Below are 22,038 nucleotides of genomic sequence, written 5' to 3' on the forward strand. Positions count from 1 at the left end.
AACTATGGATTTAAATAAACTAAAAGGACAATTGCAAACAGAAGTTGATACCGCTTTTTTATACGACAGTATCGCTGCAATTCAATCTGACGAAAATCTTTCTAGAGTCTTACAAAGTTTAGCCGAAATAGAAAAAGGTCATGCGCAGCATATGTTAGAAAAAGTGTTGACTTTTGATTCAAATTATAGTATGCCGCCACCTTCTTCAAGAGCAAAATTGCAATTGAAATTGGGTAAAATTTTCGGATACAGTTCTATTATCAGCAGTTTATCAACTGTAGAAAAACAATTTGCAGTTAATACCATCAAAAATAAAATTGAACATGGCGAAAAATTAACAGGTTTTGAACATAATCATCTTAATATAATTGAAGCCGTAAATAATAATGCAGCGCTTAATGTTTCAGGAGGCTTATTATCTAAATTTGAAAGCCGTCACAAATCAGTAGGAGGAAATGCCTTGCGAGCAGCCGTGTTAGGTTCTAATGATGGATTAGTTTCTAATATGAGTTTAGTTATGGGAGTTGCTGGAGCAGCCGTTTCGAACAACACCATTTTGTTGACTGGAATTGCAGGTCTTTTAGCAGGTGCAATATCGATGGCATTAGGAGAATGGCTTTCGGTACAAAGCTCAAGAGAATTAAATCAGAGACAAATTGATTTGGAAACGGAAGAATTAGAAGCATCGCCAGAAGAAGAAAAAAAAGAATTGGTTTTGCTCTATCAAGCAAAAGGGATGAATGTTATTGAGGCACAAAAATTAGCAGATAAGGCATTCGAAAATCCTGAAACCGCTATTGATGCTATTATAACGGAAGAATTAGGAATTGACAAAGAAGAATTAGGTGGTTCTGCCTGGGAAGCAGCAATTGCATCTTTTGTTCTTTTTGCAATCGGAGCTATTATTCCTTTATATCCGTTTATGTTTTTAGATGGAAATAACGCTATTTTATTAAGTGTAGGCAGCAGTATTGTTGGGCTTTTTGGCATTGGTGCTGCCATTACATTATTAACTGGTAAAAGCATTCTGTTTTCAGGATTCAGACAAGTTGCTTTCGGTTTAGCAGCGGCAGCGGTGACTTACGGAATAGGAACTTTAATTGGAGTTTCTTTGGCAGGATAAATAATTTATTAAACATAAAACATTCCTTTTTTTAACCTTTTAAACAAAAAACATTATGAACGACGCACATTTACACATGGTAGTTAACCATTTTCCAATTATTGGAACAATTTTAGGGCTTGGAATTTTAATTGTTGGTGTACTTTTAAAAAACAATACCGTAAAAAACACTGCTTATTGTCTTTTTATCGTGGCAGCTATTTTTGCAGCATTTAGCATGGGAACTGGCGAAGGTGCTGAAGAAATGGTAGAGGATATGCCTAACATTGGAAAACAAATTATTCACGAACATGAAGAAATGGCTGAGAAGTTAGCATTGGTTTTATATGTATTAGGGATTGTTTCACTTGTCGGATTATATTTGAATGCAAAAAAACATGCTAAAGCAAATTTAGTTTCCTTTTTAGCAATTGTAATAGCAATTATAGGAGTCTTTTTTGCACAACAAACAGGAACTTCTGGAGGTGAAATTCGTCACACCGAAATCAGACCTAATGCTACTAACACAACTGCACCTGCGGGAGTTGAAAAAGCTGGTGAAGAAAAAGAAGATTAGTTTAGAACTATACTTCCATAAAAAAGAGGATATCTACAACAGATATCCTCTTTTTTATTTTACTTATCATTAAAGCTAACTGGCAAATAACAATATCAATAATTGAGCGATAAATATCCTTGCTATGGTAACCATCGGATAAACTGTGGCGTAAGATTGATTAGGAATATCTGAATCTAGGTATTTTGTACTAAATGCTAATGCTGCTGGGTCAGTGTATGCTCCACTCATTATTCCTACTAGCTGATAAAAATTAAGATTAAATACAAATCGGCCTATTAAAACCATAATAATCAACGGAATAAAAGTAATATAACAACCATAATATATCCAAAGCCAGCCATTAAATTTTATGAAATTATCATAAAAAGCAGCCCCTGCATGAATTCCAACTGCGGCGAAGAAAAGACATATTCCTAGATCTTTCATAAAATGAATTGCTCCATTATTAATATACGAATGAATCGCGCCAACCCCGCCATATCTACTAATAAATAAAGCAGTTAATAATGGTCCAGCTGCAAATCCTAATTTTAAAGGAACTGGTAGCGATGGAATAAAAATAGGGATAGAACCAATAACAATTCCTATAATTAAACCTCCAAAAAGAGACAGAAAATCAGGCTCTAAAAGGCTTTTTTCAGAGTTGCCAATTATTTTTTCTACTTCACCAATTGCTTCTTTATTTCCAACAATCAAAAGTTTGTCTCCGTAAAATAATTCTAAAGATGGTTGTGCTAATAATTCTAATCCGGAACGAATCACACGAGTTACTTTTAAATCAAACTTATTATGTAAATCTAACTCTGCTAAAGTTTTATGAGTAGCCGATTTTTTAGTGACTAATATAAATTTTGAAACCACATCTTGTTCGGATTCAATGAACAAATCAGTTGATATTTTACCCACAAGTTCAATAAAATGATCTACATCTTTTTGAACTCCAACAACCATTAAAACATCTTTATCATGAATTTTAGAATCTAATGAAGGAGAATAAACAACCTTAGAGCCACTGTTTTTTAATCGTGAAATGATAATGTTATGAATGTCTAATTCTTTGAAAATTTGGTAAATACTTTTACCTAATAAGGCTGAATTTGTAATTCTACATTTTTCATGAATGATAGCATTTTCAGTATTGGCTATTTTGGTCTTTATCAAAAGACTTTCTTTTATTATATCAATTTTCAAAACTGATTTTGATACAATAATCGTCAAAATAATTCCAAAAACTCCTAACGGATAAGTAATGGCATAGGCGATTGTAGGATCTCCAAAAACTTTGGAAGGAAATTGATTCTGAATTTCCTGTAATGTTGATTTAGCAGCTCCTAAACCTGGAGTATTAGTCACCGATCCAGACATTAAACCTACTGCATTTTCTATATCAATTTTTGTTATTATATGAATAAAATAAGTAATTACACCTCCTAAAAGAACAGCACCAACAGCTAAAAAATTAAAAAGTAAGCCGTCTTTTTTGAATGAAGAAAAGAAAGAAGGGCCAACTTGAATTCCAATGCCATAAACAAAAAGAATTAATCCAAAATCACGAACAAAAACCAAAATACTTTCATCCATTCGATAGCCATAATGACCTAAAAACAGACCCACAAACATAACGGCTGAAACCCCTAATGATACTGTTCCTAATCGAACTCTTCCTACGAAAAAACCAACACTAATCGCAATCAATAAAACAATCAACGATTGCGTTATATCTGGCTCATTATTAGGATAAAACAATGTGTTAAACCAATCAAACATAATGTTATAATTTAGAGGTTAAATTTAAAAAATTAAAATCCAATAACAAATAACTAAAATAGTTTACTATTTTTATATGATAAAAATCAGGTAGCTTTTTTAGATAAATCAAACTAATAAACCAACTTTTCATTTGTAGTTAAAGTAAGAATAAAAACACCGTAAACCCTTTTAAAACAACGAAAACGTTTGCGTATATTTTTGCTTTTCATGATAAAAGTCACCTTTTTTTAGAATAAACGAAACTATATTTGAATAGAATTAAATAACAAGAATTTTAAATTAAATACAATGAAAAACATTAAAATTATTCAGGAATTACATGATTTAGGAATTACAGGGTATCATGAAGTATCTTATAATCCAACTTATGAAGAATTATATCAAGCAGAAGTTTCACATAAAAGAAAAGGATATGAAAAAGGTGCTTTAACTGATACTGGTGCTGTTGCTGTTAAAACAGGTGTATTTACGGGACGTTCTCCTAAAGACAGATACATTGTTAAAGATGACATCACAAGAGATACAATATATTGGGATGACAAAGTAAACTTTCCTACTACAAAAGAAGTTTGGCATGATTTAAAAAAATTAGTTTTAAAACAACTTTCTACTTCTCCGAAATTATATGTTGTTGATGCTTTTTGCGGAACAAATGCAGATACAAGATTAAAAGTTCGTTTTGTAATGGAAGTTGCTTGGCAAGCACATTTTGTAACAAATATGTTCATCAGACCTTCAATTTATGAATTGGAAAATTTTGGAGAACCAGATTTCATTGTTATGAATGGTTCAAAAGCAACAAATCCAGATTGGAAAGAACACGGACTAAACTCTGAGAACTTTGTGTTATTCAATTTAACTGAAAAAGTTCAAATCATTGGTGGTACTTGGTACGGTGGTGAGATGAAAAAAGGAATGTTCTCTATGATGAATTATTATTTACCACTTAAAGGAATGGCGTCTATGCACTGTTCTGCTAACGTTGGTGAAGATGGTGATGTAGCGGTATTCTTCGGACTTTCTGGAACAGGTAAAACAACGCTTTCTGCAGATCCAAAAAGATATTTAATTGGTGATGACGAACACGGATGGGACGATAATGGAGTATTCAATTATGAAGGTGGTTGTTATGCAAAAGTTATTGATTTAACAGAAGAAAATGAGCCAGACATTTGGAGAGCTATCAAAAGAGATGCTTTATTAGAAAATGTTATTGTAGATGAATATGGAGAAATCAATTACTACGATCATTCAATTACTGAAAACTCAAGAGTTTCATATCCAATTTATCACATCAATAAAATTGTATTGCCTTCAAAAGCAGGACATGCTAAAAAAATCATTTATCTTTCTGCAGATGCTTTTGGTGTATTGCCTCCAGTTTCTATCCTAGATGATGATCAAGCACAATACCACTTCTTATGCGGATATACTTCTAAATTAGCAGGTACAGAAAGAGGAATTACAGAACCAGAACCATCATTTTCTCCCGCTTTTGGTGAAGCTTTCTTGACTTTACACCCAACAAGATATTCTCAAACCTTAATTGGTAAAATGAAAGAACATGGAGCAAAAGCGTATTTAGTTAACACAGGTTGGAATGGTACTGGAAAAAGAATTTCATTAAAAAACACAAGAGCAATTATTGATGCGATCATCAGTAGCGAAATTGATGAAGCAGAAACTAGAACAATTCCGTTCTTAAACTTAACAATTCCTACGGTATTGCCTCACGTAAGCGACGGAATTCTTGACCCAAGAGATACATACAAAGACAAAGACGATTGGGAACGTAAAGCCAAAGATTTATCAGCGAGATACATCAAAAACTTTGAGCAATACACAAACACAGAAGAAGGTAAGCGTTTAGTTGCTGCTGGTCCTTCTTTGGAAGAAGTTTTAAGTTAGTTTAAAAATAGTTAGTTGTCCAAACATCTGCAGCTTATCAGTATTGATTGGTTGCAGATGTTTGTTTTTAAAACCTTTTTTTAACAATTTCATTTCGTTTAGTTAAATTTAAAATTGGGTTTTAAATAAATTTTCTACTATATTTGCAATCGAAATCAAGGGATTATCAAATTAAAAATTATGTTATCAAATCAATTACATCATCATCATTTTCATTATTGCTCTCAAGCGATGTGTTAATGGTATGCATGTAAATCATCATATTTTAAAACCCGTTTGAGTACATCAAGCGGGTTTTTTATTATTTATCCGTTGGTACTCAAACCACAAACTATAATTAAATAAAAAAACTTAAAAATGAGTACTTTAAAAATTGCAATTCAAAAATCAGGACGTTTAAACGAAGACAGCATACAAATTCTAAAAGATTGTGGAATTTCTATTAACAATGGAAATGATCAACTTAAAGCAGCTGCAACAAATTTTCCATTAGAAGTTTTATACCTTAGAAATTCAGATATTCCTCAATATTTGATTGATGGAGTGGTAGATATTGCCATTGTTGGTGACAACCTTTTATTTGAAAAAGGAAAAAATATTATTGTAGCTCAAAAATTAGGTTTTTCAAAATGCAAAGTATCCGTTGCGGTTCCTAAAACATTTAAATACAACTCTATAAAAGATTTAGACGGAATGCGTATTGCAACCTCTTATCCGAATACCGTTAATGAATACTTTAATTCATTTGGATTATCCGTTGACATTCACCAAATTTCTGGTTCTGTTGAAATCGCTCCAAATATTGGCTTAGCAGATGCAATTGTTGATATTGTTTCAAGCGGTAGCACTTTATTTAAAAACAATCTTAAAGAAGTGGAAGTAATCATGAAAAGTGAAGCTGTACTTGCTGTTTCACCAAAAGTGACTCCTGAAATTCAAAAATTAATTGACATTCTTCAATTTAGAATAGAATCTGTTTTGAGAGCTAGAAAATCAAAATATATTTTGATGAACGTTCCTAATGATAAAATTGAAGCTATTGGTAAAATTTTGCCTGTATTAAAAAGCCTTACCGTAATGCCTTTGGCTGAAGAAGGTTGGAGCAGCGTTCATTCCGTAATCGACAAAGATACTTTTTGGGATGTGATCGATCAATTAAAAGAAGTTGGTGCCGAAGGAATTTTGGTTTGCCCAATTGAGAAAATGGTATTATAAAGCCTTATCTAAAAGTTAAAAAAATGAATAAAATATACAATCCAAAACCAGCAACTTGGGCTAGCATTTTAGAGAGACCAACTAAGACTATTGATGATATTGAAGCTACCGTTAAAGAAATTTTTAAGGAAGTTCAAAAAAAAGGAGATAGTGCTGTAGCTAAATACACTTCCCTTTTTGACGGAGCTGTAATCGAAAACTTAGAAGTTACTCCAGCTGAAATTGACGAAGCTATTGCAACTATTCCTCAAGAATTAAAAAATGCTATTCAACTGGCAAAAGCAAATATTAAAAAATTTCATACAGCTCAAAAAACACATCGAGTTGCTGTTGAAACGATTGAAGGCGTAAACTGTTGGCAAGAAAAAAGACCGATTCAAAAAATAGGTTTATATATTCCAGGAGGAACAGCTCCTTTGTTTTCTACTGTATTAATGTTAGCTGTACCCGCTGAAATAGCTGGTTGCAACGAAATTGTTTTATGTTCACCTCCTGACAAAAAAGGTAAAATCAATCCTGCAATTTTGTATGCTGCTAATTTATGTGGCGTTACCAAAATTTTAAAAGTAGGAGGGATTCAAGCTATTGCAGGAATGACTTTTGGAACTAAATCAATTCCTAAAGTGTATAAAATCTTTGGCCCTGGAAATCAATTTGTAACTGTTGCTAAACAATTGGCAACTCAATTTGGAGTAGCTATTGATATGCCTGCAGGACCATCTGAATTGCTTATTGTGGCTGATGATACTGCTGTACCAGCATTTGTGGCTTCTGATTTACTTTCGCAAGCAGAACACGGAGCTGATAGCCAAGTAATTTTAGTTTCAACTTCAAAAAGTTTAATTGATGCAGTTGAAAAGGAAGTTCAAATACAAATGGATTTACTTCCAAGAAAAGCTATTGCTGAAAAAGCTATTGCGAATTCTAAATTGATTTACGTTGAAAATGACAGCATTGCATTAGAATTAATTAATGAATATGGTCCAGAACACTTCATTATTTGTTCAGAATTTGATGATTTTTACAGCAATGGAATTCATAACGCAGGTTCTGTTTTCATTGGGAACTACACGCCAGAAAGTGCAGGTGATTATGCCTCAGGAACCAATCATACCTTGCCAACAAACGGTTATGCGAAAAATTATAGCGGTGTAAATCTGGATAGTTTTACTAAAGCAATGACTTTCCAAAAAATATCTGCTGAAGGAATAAAAAATATTGGTAACGCTATCGAAATTATGGCAGAAGCCGAAGGATTGCAAGCGCACAAAAATGCAGTTACATTAAGATTAAAAGCAATTGAAGATGGAAAATAATTTCGATATAAATAATTTAGTGCGTGAAAACGTGAAGTCGATGAAGCCTTATTCTTCTGCTCGTGATGAGTTTGAAGATTTTGACACGGCAGATATGATTTTCTTGGATGCTAATGAAAACCCTTTTGAGAACGGTGTAAATCGATATCCTGATCCGCAACAAAGCAGCGTTAAAGTGGTTTTGGCAAAACAAAAAAAGATAAAAACAAATCAAATTTTGTTAGGAAATGGAAGCGATGAAGTTTTGGATTTATTGTTCCGTGCTTTTTGCGAACCCAAAGTGGACAATGTAATTACTTTACCGCCAACCTACGGAATGTATGGTGTTTTAGCTAATATCAATGCTGTTGAAAACAAAGAAATTTTACTTTCAACTGATTTTCAACCACAGATTGAAAAAATCATGGACGCTGTTGATGAGAATACTAAAATTATATTTTTATGTTCTCCAAATAACCCAACAGGAAATTCATTTTCGGATGAAAATGTTGCTTATTTGTTGAAAAACTTCAATGGTTTAGTAGTTATAGATGAAGCTTATATTGATTTTTCTAAAAAAGAAAGCTGGGTTAACGAGTTAGACGAATATCCAAATTTAATCATCACTCAAACTCTTTCAAAAGCCTATGGTTTAGCAGGAATTAGATTGGGAATATGTTATGCATCAGCTGAAGTTATTTCGGTTTTAAATAAAATCAAACCTCCTTATAACGTCAACGAATTAACTCAAAAAAGAGCTTTAGACCGATTAGACAATCCGAATAAAATTAATTCAGAAATTGAATCAATTATAACACAAAGAGAGCAATTACTTAAAGTTTTACTTAATGTAAAATTTGTCGAAAAAATCTATCCTACTGAAGCTAATTTCATCTTGATAAAAGTAGATGACGCAAATAAAAGATACGATGAATTAATTGCAAAAGGAATTGTAATTCGCAACAGAACAACACAACCTTTATGCGAAAATACTTTGCGTTTAACTATTGGAACGGAAGTAGAAAATAAGAAATTAATTGAAGCTTTGTCTTCTTTATAAACGTTTTAAAAAATGAAAAAAATACTTTTTATAGATCGTGACGGAACAATGGTTTTGGAACCAAATGATTATCAATTAGACAGTTTTGAAAAATTGGAATTTTATCCAAAAGCCTTTCAATATCTAGGTAAAATTGCTACCGAATTGGACTTCGAATTGGTAATGGTGACCAATCAAGATGGTTTAGGAACAGATTCTCATCCCGAAATTAACTTTTGGCCAGTTCATAATTTAGTGATGAAAGCGTTTGAAAATGAAGGAGTGGTTTTTAGCGACGTTTTTATTGACAAGACATTTCCTCACGAAAATGTACCGACTCGTAAGCCTGGAACGGCTATGTTGACTAAATACATCAATAACCCAGCATACGATTTAGAAAATTCATTTGTAATTGGTGACAGAATAACTGACGTAGAATTGGCAAAAAATCTAGGTTCAAAAGCTATTTTTATCAATACTGACGAAGAGTTGGGAAGTGATGAAATTTCGTCCAAAAGACACGAATTAGAAGATGTTATCGCTCTACAAACTACAGAATGGAAAACGATTTATGAGTTTTTGAAGCTGGAAGAACGTTCAGCTTCCATAACCAGAAAAACGAATGAAACTGACATTTATATCAATTTAAACCTTGATGGAACCGGAAAAAGTAAAATAGAAACCGGAATTGCTTTTTTCGATCACATGTTAGACCAAATCGCGCGTCACGGACAAATGGACTTAGAAGTTATCGTAAAAGGCGACCTCGAAGTCGATGAACATCACACGATTGAAGACACTGCAATTGCTTTAGGTGAAGTTTTTGCCAAAGCATTAGGAAATAAATTAGGAATCGAAAGATATGGTTTTTGTTTGCCAATGGACGATTGTTTGTCACAAGTAGCCATTGATTTTGGAGGTAGAAACTGGTTGGTTTGGGAAACCGAATTCAAACGTGAAATGGTAGGTAAGATGCCGACAGAAATGTTTTATCATTTCTTCAAATCATTCTCAGATGGAGCAAAAGCCAATATCAACATCAAAGCGGAAGGAACCAACGAGCACCACAAAATTGAAGCTATTTTCAAGGCTTTCGCCAAAGCAATAAAAGTGGCCGTAAAACGTGATACGGAAAAAATGATTTTGCCAAGCACAAAAGGAATGCTTTAATCCCCCTAACCCCCAAAGGGGGAATTACTAAGCTTTATAAAGAAATTATGAATAAAGAAAAAACACAAGTTTCTTCAACTCCCCCTTCGGAGGCTGGGGGGATAGTAATTATAAATTACGGAGCAGGAAACATTCAAAGCATTATGTTTGCCATCGAAAGATTGGGTTTTCATGCGGTTTTGAGTAACAATCCAGACGAAATAAAAGCAGCTGATAAAGTGATCTTTCCAGGTGTTGGCGAAGCAAGTTATGCTATGAAAATGTTACAAGAAAGTGGCTTAGATACTTTAATTCCAACGCTGAAACAGCCTGTTTTAGGAATTTGTCTCGGAATGCAACTAATGTGCAACAAATCAGAAGAAGGAAATACTAAAGGATTGGGGATTTTTGATGTTGATGTAATTAAATTTACATCGAAAGTGAAAGTACCACAAATGGGATGGAACCAAATTTACAACCTAAAATCGGATCTATTCAAAGGAATTAATGAAAATGAATACATGTATTTAGTTCACAGTTATTATGCTCCTGATTGTGCCGAATCAATTGCTACTACGAATTATGAAGTAGAATATGCCTCGGCATTAGAGAATGGAAATTTTTATGGAACTCAATTTCACCCTGAAAAAAGTGGGGATATTGGAGAACAAATCCTAGGAAATTTTTTGAAGTTATAAATATTTCAATGGCAATGGCAAAAATCAATTTCAATTTAAACTTCTAATTTCAAACCTCTAATCTCTAACTTTAAAATGAGAATAATACCTGCAATAGATATCATAGAAGGTAAATGTGTTCGCCTATCAAAAGGGGATTACAATACCAAAATCATTTACAACGAAAATCCACTTGAAGTAGCTAAATCATTCGAAGCGCATGGAATCGAATATTTGCATTTAGTAGATTTAGATGGTGCAAAATCAAGCAAAATTGTCAATTATAAAATATTGGAACAAATTGCTACACAAACCAAATTGAAAATTGATTTTGGTGGTGGTTTAAAAGCAGATTCTGATTTAAAAATCGCTTTTGAATCTGGAGCAAACCAAATAACAGGTGGAAGTATTGCTGTGAAAAACAGAGCTATTTTCGAAAAATGGATTGCCGAATATGGTTCAGATAAAATCATTTTGGGAGCAGATGCCAATAACGAAAAAGTAGCGGTTTCAGGATGGTTAGAAGATTCAAATGAAGATTTGGTTCCCTTTATTCAGGATTATCAAGCAAAAGGAATTCAGTACGTAATTTGCACTGATATTGCCAAAGACGGAATGCTGGAAGGACCAAGTTTCGATTTATACGCTAAGATTTTGGCGAAAGCCAAAGGAATCAAATTAATTGCCTCTGGAGGGATTTCAACATTTGACGAATTACCAAAATTAGCCGAATTGGGTTGTGAAGGAACTATTATTGGCAAAGCGATTTACGAAGGAAGAATTTCGTTGAAACAATTGGAAAACTATGTTTTAAGTATAAAGTCATAAGTTTCAAATATGAGTTCAGATGTAATAAAAATAAAAAGCTTTTCTTTTGCCGTTAGAATTGTTAATTTATATAAAACTTTAAATACAAGAAATGAATATGTAATGAGTAAACAAATTTTACGCTCTGGAACTTCTGTTGGTGCAAATATTAGAGAAGCAAAAAATGCAGAAAGCAAAGCTGATTTTATTCATAAGATGGGAATTTCTCAAAAAGAAGCAGATTAAACTTTATATTGGTTAGAGCTTTTACAAGCAACAAGTTATATTTCAAATGAAGAATTTTTGAGTTTAAATAATGATGGGGTCGAAGTTTTAAAATTGATTAATAGCATAATTATTACTTCTAAAAACAACATTTCAAAAACTTAATAATTCATCCTTACAATTTAATACTTTATTTAGATGTTAACAAAAAGAATAATTCCTTGCCTCGACATAAAAAACGGAAGAACCGTAAAAGGGGTTAATTTCGTGGACTTGCGCGATGCAGGTGATCCCGTAGAATTAGCTAAAATTTATTCGGATGAAGGAGCGGATGAATTGGTTTTCCTTGATATTTCAGCAACGGAAGAACGAAGAAGAACCTTGGTTGATTTAGTTCGAAAAGTTGCAGCTACAATTAATATTCCGTTTACGGTAGGTGGTGGAATTTCAGCGGTTGAAGATGTTGAAATTTTGTTGCAAAACGGAGCGGATAAAGTTTCTATTAATTCTTCAGCGGTCAAAAATCCACAATTGATTAATGATTTGGCACAAAAATTCGGTAGTCAATGTATAGTTGTAGCTATTGATGCCAAACAAATTGATGGCGAATGGATCGTGCATCTTGTAGGAGGAAAAGTCCCAACAGAATTACGATTATTTGACTGGGCGAAAGAAGTTGAAGAACGTGGTGCTGGAGAAATCCTTTTTACATCTATGAATCATGATGGAACAAAGAATGGATTTGCTAATGAAGCTTTGGCAACACTTTCTGACTTGGTGAATATTCCCATAATTGCATCTGGTGGTGCAGGAAATATGCAACATTTTGTAGATACCTTTGTGGAAGGAAAAGCAGATGCAGCATTGGCGGCAAGCGTATTTCATTTTAAGGAAATTGAAATAAAAACATTGAAAAAAGAACTTAAAAACAACAATATAGAAGTACGTATTTAAGTAATAAGTCGGAATTATTAAGTTTGAATTGCTCAATACTTACGACTTTATGCTTACGACTTAACACTTAATACTTATAAAAAATGAACATAGATTTTTCAAAAAGCGCACATGGATTAATTCCTGCAATCATTCAAGATAACGAAACTAAATCGGTTTTAATGTTAGGATACATGAATGCCGAAGCTTATCAAAAAACAATTGATACCCAAAAAGTAACTTTTTACAGCCGCTCTAAACAAAGACTTTGGACAAAAGGCGAAGAAAGTGGTAATTTTTTGAATTTGGTTTCTATCAAAAATGACTGCGATGATGATACCTTATTAATTCAAGTGAATCCAGTAGGGCCAACATGTCACAACGGAACGGATACGTGTTGGGCTGAAGAAAACAAGTCTGATTATGGCTTTATTTCTCATCTTGAAAACACTATAAAAGTTCGCAGAGAAAATGCTGATTCTGAAAAAAGTTATGTTGCTTCTTTGTTTGAAAAAGGAATTAATAAAATTGCACAAAAAGTAGGAGAAGAAGCTGTAGAAGTAGTTATTGAAGCCAAAGATGATAATGATGATTTGTTTTTGAGCGAAAGTGCAGATTTACTATTTCATTATCTGATTTTATTACAAGCAAAAGGTTTCCAGTTACAAGATGTTATAAATGTTTTAAAAAGCCGTCAGAAGTAGCAATTACTTTTAAAATTTTCATTTATAAAACCCAATAGTAAATTAATATACTATTGGGTTTTCTTTTTTTTCCAATGACAATCAATTATATTTACTACTTATTAAAATGATAAGTATCCCGATGCAAGCGAATATTTCAGAAAACGACGTTTTTAATCCCGAATTAAAAAACAAAAAAACAGAAACGGGATTGCATATCATTTTAACCACAGATGAAGTTGATGCGCGTCCTATTTATATTTCTGGAAATTTTAATGGCTGGGTAACTCAGGATAAAGATTTTGTGATGGAACAAATTGGAATTAATTCCTATCAATACAAATTCCCAGAAAACTTTAATTATCCTGAAATACTTTTATATAAGTTTACCAAAGGAGATTGGAGCGATGTAGAAATTGATGTGCATGGAAACCGTACCGAAAATCGTTTTACAAAAATGCATACTGGAATACAAAAAGAACATGTAGCACGATGGCGAAAGAACTGGTTGCCGTTCAAACAATCTTATTTACCTCAGGTAAAAATTATTTCAGATGAATTTAAGATTCCACAACTTAATAAAACAAGAAAAATTTGGGCATTACTTCCTCATGATTATGACAAAACAGATGAGCGTTATCCGGTAATGTATTTACAAGATGCTCAAAATTTATTTAATGAAAAAGCAGCATATGGAAACTGGGAAATAGACAAGAAACTAGCCGTAATGTCCGAATATAATATTGGAAAAATAATCATTATCGCTATTGAACATGCCGAAGAAGATCGCATAAAAGAATATAATGTAGGCAAAACGGTATTGGGTAAAGGACAAGGAAAAAAATACATTCGCTTTGTTACCGAGACATTAAAACCATTTGTAGATCAAAATTTCAGAACAAAAACAGAACGAGAATTTACAGGAATAGGCGGGAGCTCTATGGGAGGATTAGTTAGTATCTTCAGTGGGTTAAAAAATCCAGAAACATATGGCAAATTGATGATTTTTTCACCTTCGCTTTGGGTTGTTCCAGAACTAAAAATTAATCCTAAAAAAGCCTATTCAGCAGATACAAAAATCTATTTGTATGCCGGTGGGGATGAAAGTGAAACGATGATTGAGCATGTCAAAAAATTTCAAGAAAACTTGCTTTCTAGTCACTTTGTTAAAGATAAAATCAAAATTAATTTAAGTATCAATAGGTACGGAACCCATAGCGAAACTTATTGGAGTGATGAGTTTCCAAAAGCAATTGAATGGTTGTTTTTTCAATCTAAATAACTATCAATCTTTATATAAACTATTTATTTTATTGCATTTAATTCCCAATTTTTAAAAAATGAAAACAAATACAATTCAAAATCTAGATAATTTTTCAGGAACAATTTTAATTCCTGTTTTTGAAACTTACGAAAAAAGCATTGTCCCAATATCGTTTAACGGATTGGAAATACCAGCTAAAGTTTTTTATGGAAAAAAAGACACTCATTATGCTGTTGAACAAAATAATGCTATTTATTTGTTCATTGGTTTAGGAGAGAAAATTGATTACAAATCATTGAAAACTGTTTTTAGAAGTGTTTCTTCCAAACAAAAAGATAAATTAAACACGAATATAGCGCTTGTTTTACCAGAACAATTTGATGACAATCAAGTGGAAGCAATTGTATCTGGATTGTTTTTAGGAACCTATGATTTAGGACATTTCAAGTCAGATAAAAAAATCCATCCTTTTTTAGAATCTGATTTTGTTTTAAATTTATTTTCTGAAAAAGATTATTTACCTACAATCAAAAAAGGAATAAAAATTGCCAAAGCACAGCTCGAAATCTACAATCTAGTTGATTTACCTCCAAATAATGTAACTCCAAAATATTTAGCTAAATGGGCTCAAGAAACTGGAAAAAAATATGGCTTTGATGTTGAAGTTCTTGATTTTGAAGCTTCAAAAAAAGCAAAATTAGGTGCTTTTTTAGCGGTAGGAAAAGGCAGTGAAAATGAGCCTCAATTTGTAATTATGAATTACACTCCAAAAGAAAATGTAGCTAAGATAAAACATATTGGATTGGTAGGTAAAGGAATTACTTTTGATACTGGCGGATTGAATATAAAAACATCTGGGATGCTTCACATGAAATGCGATATGGCTGGTGGAGCAGCGGTATTTGGTGCAATGCAACTTATTGCAGATTTACAATTACCAGTAAAAGTTACTGCAATTGTTCCTTGCGCAGAAAATTCAGTTGATGCAAAATCATTTGTACCAAGTGATGTGATTCACAGCTATAGCGGACATTCTATTGAAATTATTGATACAGATGCTGAAGGAAGATTGGTCTTAGCTGACGGACTTTCGTATTTAATTACAAATTACAAACCCGAATATATCATTGATATTGCAACACTTACAGGAAGTAGCGTAGGAACATTTGGTTATGAATGTGCAGCATTATTTACCAATAATGACGAAATTTCAAAAAAACTACAAGAATCAGGAGATGAAATTGGGGAGAGATTATGGCCTTTACCACTTTGGGAGGCTTACAAATCTGATATTGAAAGTGATATTGCTGATGTCAAAAATTATAGCGGAAAACCAGTAGCTGGAGCCATTAGTGCCGCTAAATTTTTAGAATATTTCACTCAAGAACATCCTGCTTGGGCACATTTAGATATTGCTGGAGTAGCTTTTGGAGATGATGAATTTGCAAAAAGCAAACACGCAACTGCTTACGGAGTTCATTTATTGACTAAATTCATTGAAAATTTATAGTTTATGAAAAACGCAAAGACTTTTATCTGTATTTCAAATTATTTCAAAGGAGCTGATTTTTTAATTAATTTAAAAAACTTAGGCAATAAAGTCTATTTAGTAACTAGTGAAAAACTAAGAAATTCACCTTGGCCAAACGAACATATAGATGAGATTTTTTATATGGAAGGGCAAGATATGGATTGGAATTTAGAACATTTGTTACTTGGCGTTGGAAATTTAATGAAATCAACTAAAATAGATGCTATAGTGGCTCTTGATGATTATGATGTTGAAAAAGCAACTTATCTTCGAGAGAATCTTCGAATTGACGGAATGGGGCAAACCACAGGGCGTTATTTTAGAGATAAACTTGCTATGCGCATGAGAGCAAAAAGTTGCGGTATTCCAATACCTAATTTTTGTTCTTTATTCAACGATCATGATATTAATACTTTTGCTGATACAATTCCAGCTCCTTGGGTTTTGAAACCACGTTCCGAAGCTTCCGCAAATGGTATCATAAAAATATTTGACAAAGAAAGTTTGTGGATACATATCAACGAAATGGGGAATAACAGATTCAAATATCTATTGGAACAGTTCAAGCCTGGTGATGTTTACCATTGTGATAGCTTGATTTTAGATCGTAAAATTTTGTTCAGTCTGACTTCAAAATATTTGGCAACGCCAATGGAAATTTCACAAGGAGGGGGCGTATTTCGTTCTGCTAATATTGCATATAATTCTGAGGATGAAAAAGCTATAAAAGCGGTTAACGAACAAGTTTTGAAAGGTTTTGGATTAAAACATGGGGCTGCACATACTGAATTTATAAAATGTAAAGAAGATGGTAAAATCTATTTTCTGGAAACATCATCCCGAGTTGGTGGTGCACATATAGCCGAAATGGTAGCAGAAGCTTCAAATATAAATTTATGGAAAGAGTGGGCGGCAATTGAAGATTCTTTGGTAAAAGAAACTAAGTACACACTCCCTAAAGTAAAAAAAGAATATGCTGGAATCGTCTTAACCTTATCAAAATACCAACATCCAGATTTATCCTCTTTTTCAGATCCGGAAGTTTGCTTTAGAGTTCCACTCGATTATCATGCTGGATTAATTGTTAAATCAGACAAGCAAGAAAGGGTTTTAGAACTTTTAAATACCTATACCGATAGATTCGTAAATGATTTTACAGCCATCGTAGCACAAAATAAAGTTTCTAATTTGCACTAATTTTCTAATTTTACAAAAAATCAATTTCAGATTTATAAATAAAAAATACATGAAAAAACAACTTCTTATTCTTTGTATTGCATTTCTTTCGGTCACTTCTATGAATGCACAAGGCTTACTTTCAAAATCAAATGTTGTATTTACAAGGCAAGATACTTTACGTGGAAGTATTACAAAAGAAAGAGTTTGGTGGGATGTCAAAAAGTACCATTTAGACATTAAAGTAAATCCTTTAGATAGCACTATTACAGGATATAACACTATTCAATATAAAGTATTGAAAGAATATAATAAAATGCAAATAGATTTACAAAATCCAATGGAAATCTATAAAGTAATTCAAGATGGTGTAGCATTAAAATACACTAGAGAAGGAAATGCTTTTTTTATTGAATTAGTTGCATCCCAAAAAATCGGACAAACTAAAGAATTAATTGTGTTTTATGGTGGAAAACCAAAAATTGCTGTGAGACCACCTTGGGACGGAGGAATTACTTGGAAAAAAGATACCAATGGAAAACCATTTATTGCTTCCTCCTGTCAAGGTTTAGGTGCCAGTGTATGGTGGCCAAACAAAGATCACATGTACGATGAAGTCGAAAATATGCTTATCAGTGTGAATGTTCCTAAGGGATTAATGGATGTTTCAAACGGTCGTTTGCAAAGTGTAAAGCATTTAAAAGATGGCACAACAACTTACAATTGGTATGTTTCAAACCCTATTAACAATTACGGTGTAAACATAAATATAGGAGATTATGTTTCTTTTTCAGAAAAATTCAAAGGAGAAAAAGGTGATTTAGATTGTAGTTACTATGTACTAAGAGATAATTTAGCCAAAGCAAAAACACAATTTAAAGACGCTACTCGCATGCTTAAAGCCTTCGAATATTGGTTTGGACCTTATCCTTTTTATGAAGATAGTTATAAATTGGTAGAAGCTCCTTATTTAGGTATGGAACATCAAAGCAGCGTCACTTATGGCAATGGGTATCGAAACGGTTATCGAGGTAGAGATTTGAGCGGAACAGGATGGGGTTTGAAATTTGATTTTATAATCATTCATGAATCGGGTCATGAGTGGTTTGCAAATAATATCACATACAAAGATATTGCTGATATGTGGATTCATGAGAGTTTTACAAATTACTCCGAAAGCCTTTTTGTGGAATACTACTACGGAAAACAAGCTGGTTTTGATTATGTAAAAGGAACTAGACAAAATATCGAAAATGAATCAACTATTATTGGTCATTATGATGTAAACAATGAAGGTTCAGGTGATATGTATTACAAAGGTGGAAATATGCTACATACTTTACGCCAAATTGTAAATGATGATGAAAAATGGAGAGGTATACTAAGAGGTTTAAACAGTACTTTTTACCATCAAACAGTAACGACAAAACAAATTGAAGACTATCTGAGTCAACAAGTTGGTATAGATTTAAATCCGTTTTTCAATCAGTATTTAAGAGATATCAGAATTCCAACTTTAGAATACTGTTTTAAAGATGAACATCTTACTTACAAATGGGCTAATTGTGTTCCTGGATTTAATATGCCTGTGAAAGTAACTGTTAATGGAAATGAAAAACTATTAAATCCTACAACAGAGTGGAGTAGTACTGCTGCTAATGCGGAAAACAACACCCTAGAAGTAGATCCGAATTTTTATGTAGCAAATTTTAATATTTTAAAATAAATTAATTTAAGGTTGTATTTTTTAATACAACCTTTTTTATATTTTTTTGAATTGAATTGGGTTTTGTCCAACAACCTTTTTGAAAATTCTATTAAAATAGGACAGACTTTCAAAACCACATTCAAAACAAGTTTCGGTTACATTTTTATCCTCTTTCAACAAACGTTTAGCTTGTTCTATGCGATATTGATTCAAAAATTCAGTAAAAGTTAATCGTGTCATTTTCTTAAAATATCGGCAAAAAGCAGCTTTAGACAAATGAGTTAGTGTGCCCATTTCCTCTATTGTTATGTTTCTTTGAAAATTATTCTCAATAAACTTATAGACAACTTTCAATCTGGATTGCTCTTTATTATTATAAAAATTTTCAAAAGCTTCTTCGTGTAAAAAAGTCCTCTCATCAGATGTTGCCAACATTTGAAATAGAGACAATACTTCAATAAACTGTTCGAAGTTTGGTAAAAGATGAATTTTTTTTAAACGTTTACCAACCATTTCTCTCGTGGTTCCATTAAAACAAATTGCTTTTTTTGAATTTTCAAATAATTGATAAATTGCCGAAAGTTCTGGAGTAGTTACAAAATCATTTTTAAAAAAATCTTCTTTGATTTGTAAAACCACTTTTTGGTATTCCGTTCTGATTCCATAATCAAAATTTAAATGGGGAATATTAGAACCTATAAAAACCAAATCAGAACCCTCAAATTCACCTACATGATTTCCTACTCGTCTTGTACCATGTGGCGCTTCAATAAATGTTAATTCAAATTCAGGATGAAAATGCCAATAATAAAAGTCATTTAGTTTGGGATTCACTAAAATTCGGAAAGAACTTCCTGCTAAGCGTTTGATATCTTCAAAAACAATTTTCATATGATTTTATCTTAATTGCCCCATAAATATACTATTGATTGTTTAAATATAAAAATAAATGTCAATATAGTACAAATTTTGGTAATTTTTGTTGAAATCCAAGTCGGATTATCCTACTACTTTTGAATTATGAAATTTTAATAACATATCAATATGGAAAACAAGAACCAAACCATGAACCCTACAATGACGCCAACTATGGCTACTAACGCACATAAAGATATTCCTGGAAATCCTTCTGTTGCAAAATCTAGTGTACACAAATTAAACAGTCGCTCAAATGGTGAGCCGCTTCGTTTATTAACTGAAGAGCAATGGAATTTCTGGATTGAAAATGGCTTTATCGTAATCAAAAATGCTGTACCAAAAGAAAATGCAAAAAGATTAGCAGATTTCATTTGGGAATTTGAAGAAAAAGACCCTAATAATCCTGAAACATGGTACGCACCTCCAAGAGCAGAAATGCAGATGAAAGAATTAAACAATAGCGGAATGGTGGAATTATACAACCACCAATACCAATGGGACAATCGCCAAATGCAAAAAGTATACGATGCATTTGCTGATGTTTGGGGGACAGAAAAATTATGGGTAACAATTGACAGAGCTAATCTAAATTTTCCAGTAAGACCTGACCACGAATTCAAAGGATTTATTCATTGGGATTATGATCCAGAAACAAAACCTCAAAACGTTCAAGGTGTATTGGCATTAGTAGATGCGGACGATGAAAATATGGGTGGTTTTCAATGTATACCTGAACTATTCCGTACTTATGACACATGGAAATTAACGCAACCTGAAGATAGAAATCGCTTTCAACCTGACACTACAGGTTTTGAAGGACAATTCGTAAAACCTAAAATGGAAGCGGGTGATTTACTAATTTTTAATAGTTCACAACCCCACGGAATTCGTCCAAATTTAACAAAAGATAGAGTGAGAGTGGCACAATATATTTCAATGATGCCTGCTGAAGAAGATAACGAAGAATTAAAAGAATGGCGAATCAATTCTTGGAAAAACCGAATTGCGCCAGTGGGATATGCATTCCCTGGAGATCCTCGCAACTGGGAGCAAACCAAACACAAAACTGCTGAGTTGAGTGAATTGGGAAAAAAACTCCTTGGAATAGAGAAGTGGTAATAAATAAAAAAGGGATACTTGATGTATCCCTTTTTTTATTTATTCATTTAAATTATATCAAATTTTTCTTGATGTAATCATAACTTATAGCGGTAGACACTATTGGGTTTGGTTTGTAATTTGTTTCGTGTTCTAAAAAGAAACGTTTCATACCTGCAAGCTCAGCTTGAGCAAAAATAGATTTAAAATCAATTGAGCCAGTTCCTATTTCTGCATTCCAATCTGGATTAACTTTATCCATATCTTTAACATGCCACATTTTGAAACGACCCGGGTGATCTTTAAATAATTGCAATGGATCATTACCTGAACGAACTACCCAGTATAAATCCATTTCAAAATCAACTAAATTTTTATCAGTTTCATTCAATAAAATCTCATATCCATTTGTATCCCCAAATTTTGTAAATTCAAAATCATGATTATGATATGCTAATTTTAAACCTCCAGCTTTACAAAGCTCTCCAACTTTATTAACTTGTTCCGCTAGTTTTTTATAATCATCACCCGTTTTTCCTCTTAGTTCTTGAATTACATAAGGTACGGTTACATACTCACTTCCTAAATGATTAGCAGTTTCAATATATGATTTAACCAAATCAGTTGTACCATCTTTAATCATTGAATTAAAATCAAAATGATTACTAGTTGCTTTTAAACCGTTATCATCAAGCATTGATTTAAAATCATGTACTGATGTTCCAAAAAAGCCTTTGTCAACAGAATAGCCAAAAGTTTCTACTTCAGTGAAGCCAACTTTCCCTACTTGAGCTAAAACTCCTTTAACATCTTTAGGCAATGTATCTCTTAGTGTCCATAATTGAATTCCGATAGCTTTTTTTCTTGAGTCGAAAGCAAATGTTGGTGCAATTGCTAAAGCTCCCAATGCTAATCCTGCATTAATTAAAAATTCTCTTCTTTTTATCATAGTATATTTTT

The 22,038-nt window shown here is 32.5% G+C and carries 20 protein-coding genes; 17 read left to right on the forward strand and 3 right to left on the reverse strand.

Going from position 1 to position 22,038, the window contains the following annotated elements; translation table 11 throughout:
* Positions 1 to 4: 4 nt before the first annotated feature.
* Together C8C88_RS12330 and C8C88_RS12335 are read left to right on the forward strand one after the other, a co-directional pair.
* Positions 5 to 1,123 (forward strand): VIT1/CCC1 transporter family protein, encoded by a 1,119-nt coding sequence (locus tag C8C88_RS12330; RefSeq protein ID WP_121338410.1) that lies wholly within the window; start codon positions 5 to 7, stop codon positions 1,121 to 1,123.
* Between the two features lie 55 nt (positions 1,124 to 1,178).
* Positions 1,179 to 1,679, forward strand: a complete 501-nt coding sequence (locus C8C88_RS12335) for a hypothetical protein (protein WP_121338411.1) — start codon at positions 1,179 to 1,181, stop codon at positions 1,677 to 1,679.
* 75 nt (positions 1,680 to 1,754) lie between these two features.
* On the opposite strand, the gene C8C88_RS12340 is transcribed toward C8C88_RS12335, so the two are convergent.
* The gene (locus C8C88_RS12340; protein ID WP_121338412.1) at positions 1,755 to 3,449 is read right to left on the reverse strand and encodes a putative transporter; all 1,695 of its coding nucleotides are present in this window, start codon (positions 3,447 to 3,449) and stop codon (positions 1,755 to 1,757) included.
* A 291-nt stretch (positions 3,450 to 3,740) separates the two neighbouring features.
* On the opposite strand from C8C88_RS12340, the gene pckA reads away from it, so the two are divergent.
* The 14 genes from pckA to C8C88_RS12410 all read left to right on the forward strand — a co-directional run bounded on the left by pckA (position 3,741) and on the right by C8C88_RS12410 (position 19,080).
* On the forward strand, positions 3,741 to 5,360 hold the full coding sequence (pckA, locus tag C8C88_RS12345; RefSeq protein WP_121338413.1) for a phosphoenolpyruvate carboxykinase (ATP): 1,620 nt from the start codon (positions 3,741 to 3,743) through the stop codon (positions 5,358 to 5,360).
* A gap of 357 nt (positions 5,361 to 5,717) precedes the next feature.
* Positions 5,718 to 6,575: an ATP phosphoribosyltransferase gene (gene hisG / locus C8C88_RS12350; protein ID WP_121338414.1), complete on the forward strand. Its 858-nt coding sequence runs from the start codon at positions 5,718 to 5,720 to the stop codon at positions 6,573 to 6,575.
* A gap of 23 nt (positions 6,576 to 6,598) precedes the next feature.
* On the forward strand, positions 6,599 to 7,891 hold the full coding sequence (hisD, locus tag C8C88_RS12355) for a histidinol dehydrogenase (protein WP_121338415.1): 1,293 nt from the start codon (positions 6,599 to 6,601) through the stop codon (positions 7,889 to 7,891).
* On the forward strand, positions 7,881 to 8,930 hold the full coding sequence (gene hisC, locus C8C88_RS12360; protein WP_121338416.1) for a histidinol-phosphate transaminase: 1,050 nt from the start codon (positions 7,881 to 7,883) through the stop codon (positions 8,928 to 8,930). The genes hisD and hisC overlap by 11 nt, the downstream gene beginning before the upstream one ends.
* A gap of 12 nt (positions 8,931 to 8,942) precedes the next feature.
* Positions 8,943 to 10,079 carry a bifunctional histidinol-phosphatase/imidazoleglycerol-phosphate dehydratase HisB gene (gene hisB / locus C8C88_RS12365; RefSeq protein WP_121338417.1) on the forward strand — a complete coding sequence of 379 codons (1,137 nt, stop codon included), beginning with the start codon at positions 8,943 to 8,945 and terminating at the stop codon, positions 10,077 to 10,079.
* Between the two features lie 47 nt (positions 10,080 to 10,126).
* Positions 10,127 to 10,756 carry an imidazole glycerol phosphate synthase subunit HisH gene (gene hisH, locus C8C88_RS12370; protein ID WP_121338418.1) on the forward strand — a complete coding sequence of 210 codons (630 nt, stop codon included), beginning with the start codon at positions 10,127 to 10,129 and terminating at the stop codon, positions 10,754 to 10,756.
* A gap of 75 nt (positions 10,757 to 10,831) precedes the next feature.
* Positions 10,832 to 11,563, forward strand: coding sequence for a 1-(5-phosphoribosyl)-5-[(5-phosphoribosylamino)methylideneamino]imidazole-4-carboxamide isomerase (hisA, locus tag C8C88_RS12375; RefSeq protein ID WP_121338419.1), 732 nt, complete (start codon positions 10,832 to 10,834; stop codon positions 11,561 to 11,563).
* Positions 11,564 to 11,572: 9 nt separating this feature from the next.
* Entirely contained in the window at positions 11,573 to 11,788 is a 216-nt protein-coding gene (locus tag C8C88_RS13025) for a four helix bundle protein (protein ID WP_370453801.1), read from the forward strand.
* Between the two features lie 177 nt (positions 11,789 to 11,965).
* Positions 11,966 to 12,721, forward strand: a complete 756-nt coding sequence (gene hisF / locus C8C88_RS12385) for an imidazole glycerol phosphate synthase subunit HisF (RefSeq protein ID WP_121338420.1) — start codon at positions 11,966 to 11,968, stop codon at positions 12,719 to 12,721.
* Between the two features lie 83 nt (positions 12,722 to 12,804).
* Positions 12,805 to 13,404 (forward strand): bifunctional phosphoribosyl-AMP cyclohydrolase/phosphoribosyl-ATP diphosphatase HisIE, encoded by a 600-nt coding sequence (gene hisIE, locus C8C88_RS12390; protein WP_121338421.1) that lies wholly within the window; start codon positions 12,805 to 12,807, stop codon positions 13,402 to 13,404.
* Positions 13,405 to 13,510: 106 nt separating this feature from the next.
* On the forward strand, positions 13,511 to 14,665 hold the full coding sequence (locus C8C88_RS12395; RefSeq protein WP_233549337.1) for an alpha/beta hydrolase: 1,155 nt from the start codon (positions 13,511 to 13,513) through the stop codon (positions 14,663 to 14,665).
* 58 nt (positions 14,666 to 14,723) lie between these two features.
* On the forward strand, positions 14,724 to 16,157 hold the full coding sequence (locus tag C8C88_RS12400) for a M17 family metallopeptidase (RefSeq protein WP_121338423.1): 1,434 nt from the start codon (positions 14,724 to 14,726) through the stop codon (positions 16,155 to 16,157).
* Positions 16,158 to 16,160: 3 nt separating this feature from the next.
* Positions 16,161 to 17,375, forward strand: a complete 1,215-nt coding sequence (locus C8C88_RS12405) for an acetyl-CoA carboxylase biotin carboxylase subunit family protein (RefSeq protein ID WP_121338424.1) — start codon at positions 16,161 to 16,163, stop codon at positions 17,373 to 17,375.
* Positions 17,376 to 17,424: 49 nt separating this feature from the next.
* The gene (locus C8C88_RS12410; protein ID WP_121338425.1) at positions 17,425 to 19,080 is read left to right on the forward strand and encodes a M1 family metallopeptidase; all 1,656 of its coding nucleotides are present in this window, start codon (positions 17,425 to 17,427) and stop codon (positions 19,078 to 19,080) included.
* Between the two features lie 36 nt (positions 19,081 to 19,116).
* Here the strand turns inward: C8C88_RS12410 and C8C88_RS12415 are convergent, their stop codons facing one another.
* Positions 19,117 to 19,953: an AraC family transcriptional regulator gene (locus C8C88_RS12415; protein ID WP_121338426.1), complete on the reverse strand. Its 837-nt coding sequence runs from the start codon at positions 19,951 to 19,953 to the stop codon at positions 19,117 to 19,119.
* Positions 19,954 to 20,106: 153 nt separating this feature from the next.
* Between C8C88_RS12415 and C8C88_RS12420 the strand changes: the two genes are divergently transcribed.
* The gene (locus tag C8C88_RS12420; RefSeq protein WP_121338427.1) at positions 20,107 to 21,099 is read left to right on the forward strand and encodes a phytanoyl-CoA dioxygenase family protein; all 993 of its coding nucleotides are present in this window, start codon (positions 20,107 to 20,109) and stop codon (positions 21,097 to 21,099) included.
* A 52-nt stretch (positions 21,100 to 21,151) separates the two neighbouring features.
* Here the strand turns inward: C8C88_RS12420 and C8C88_RS12425 are convergent, their stop codons facing one another.
* On the reverse strand, positions 21,152 to 22,027 hold the full coding sequence (locus C8C88_RS12425; protein WP_121338428.1) for a sugar phosphate isomerase/epimerase: 876 nt from the start codon (positions 22,025 to 22,027) through the stop codon (positions 21,152 to 21,154).
* Positions 22,028 to 22,038: the final 11 nt, after the last annotated feature.

The organism is Flavobacterium sp. 123 (assembly GCF_003634825.1).
In the GTDB taxonomy this organism is placed as follows: domain Bacteria; phylum Bacteroidota; class Bacteroidia; order Flavobacteriales; family Flavobacteriaceae; genus Flavobacterium.

Excerpts from the sequence above, each read along its gene's own strand:
- C8C88_RS12400 (WP_121338423.1), top strand. The coding sequence starts at position 14,724 with ATGAAAACAAATACAATTCAAAATCTAGATAATTTTTCAGGAACAATT.
- hisD (WP_121338415.1), top strand. The coding sequence starts at position 6,599 with ATGAATAAAATATACAATCCAAAACCAGCAACTTGGGCTAGCATTTTA.
- C8C88_RS12340 (WP_121338412.1), bottom strand. The coding sequence starts at position 3,449 with ATGTTTGATTGGTTTAACACATTGTTTTATCCTAATAATGAGCCAGAT.
- C8C88_RS12330 (WP_121338410.1), top strand. The coding sequence starts at position 5 with ATGGATTTAAATAAACTAAAAGGACAATTGCAAACAGAAGTTGATACC.
- C8C88_RS12395 (WP_233549337.1), top strand. The coding sequence starts at position 13,511 with ATGATAAGTATCCCGATGCAAGCGAATATTTCAGAAAACGACGTTTTT.
- C8C88_RS12410 (WP_121338425.1), top strand. The coding sequence starts at position 17,425 with ATGAAAAAACAACTTCTTATTCTTTGTATTGCATTTCTTTCGGTCACT.
- C8C88_RS12405 (WP_121338424.1), top strand. The coding sequence starts at position 16,161 with ATGAAAAACGCAAAGACTTTTATCTGTATTTCAAATTATTTCAAAGGA.
- hisH (WP_121338418.1), top strand. The coding sequence starts at position 10,127 with ATGAATAAAGAAAAAACACAAGTTTCTTCAACTCCCCCTTCGGAGGCT.
- hisF (WP_121338420.1), top strand. The coding sequence starts at position 11,966 with ATGTTAACAAAAAGAATAATTCCTTGCCTCGACATAAAAAACGGAAGA.
- hisB (WP_121338417.1), top strand. The coding sequence starts at position 8,943 with ATGAAAAAAATACTTTTTATAGATCGTGACGGAACAATGGTTTTGGAA.
- hisC (WP_121338416.1), top strand. The coding sequence starts at position 7,881 with ATGGAAAATAATTTCGATATAAATAATTTAGTGCGTGAAAACGTGAAG.
- C8C88_RS12335 (WP_121338411.1), top strand. The coding sequence starts at position 1,179 with ATGAACGACGCACATTTACACATGGTAGTTAACCATTTTCCAATTATT.
- pckA (WP_121338413.1), top strand. The coding sequence starts at position 3,741 with ATGAAAAACATTAAAATTATTCAGGAATTACATGATTTAGGAATTACA.
- C8C88_RS12425 (WP_121338428.1), bottom strand. The coding sequence starts at position 22,027 with ATGATAAAAAGAAGAGAATTTTTAATTAATGCAGGATTAGCATTGGGA.
- hisIE (WP_121338421.1), top strand. The coding sequence starts at position 12,805 with ATGAACATAGATTTTTCAAAAAGCGCACATGGATTAATTCCTGCAATC.
- C8C88_RS13025 (WP_370453801.1), top strand. The coding sequence starts at position 11,573 with ATGAGTTCAGATGTAATAAAAATAAAAAGCTTTTCTTTTGCCGTTAGA.
- hisA (WP_121338419.1), top strand. The coding sequence starts at position 10,832 with ATGAGAATAATACCTGCAATAGATATCATAGAAGGTAAATGTGTTCGC.
- hisG (WP_121338414.1), top strand. The coding sequence starts at position 5,718 with ATGAGTACTTTAAAAATTGCAATTCAAAAATCAGGACGTTTAAACGAA.
- C8C88_RS12415 (WP_121338426.1), bottom strand. The coding sequence starts at position 19,953 with ATGAAAATTGTTTTTGAAGATATCAAACGCTTAGCAGGAAGTTCTTTC.
- C8C88_RS12420 (WP_121338427.1), top strand. The coding sequence starts at position 20,107 with ATGGAAAACAAGAACCAAACCATGAACCCTACAATGACGCCAACTATG.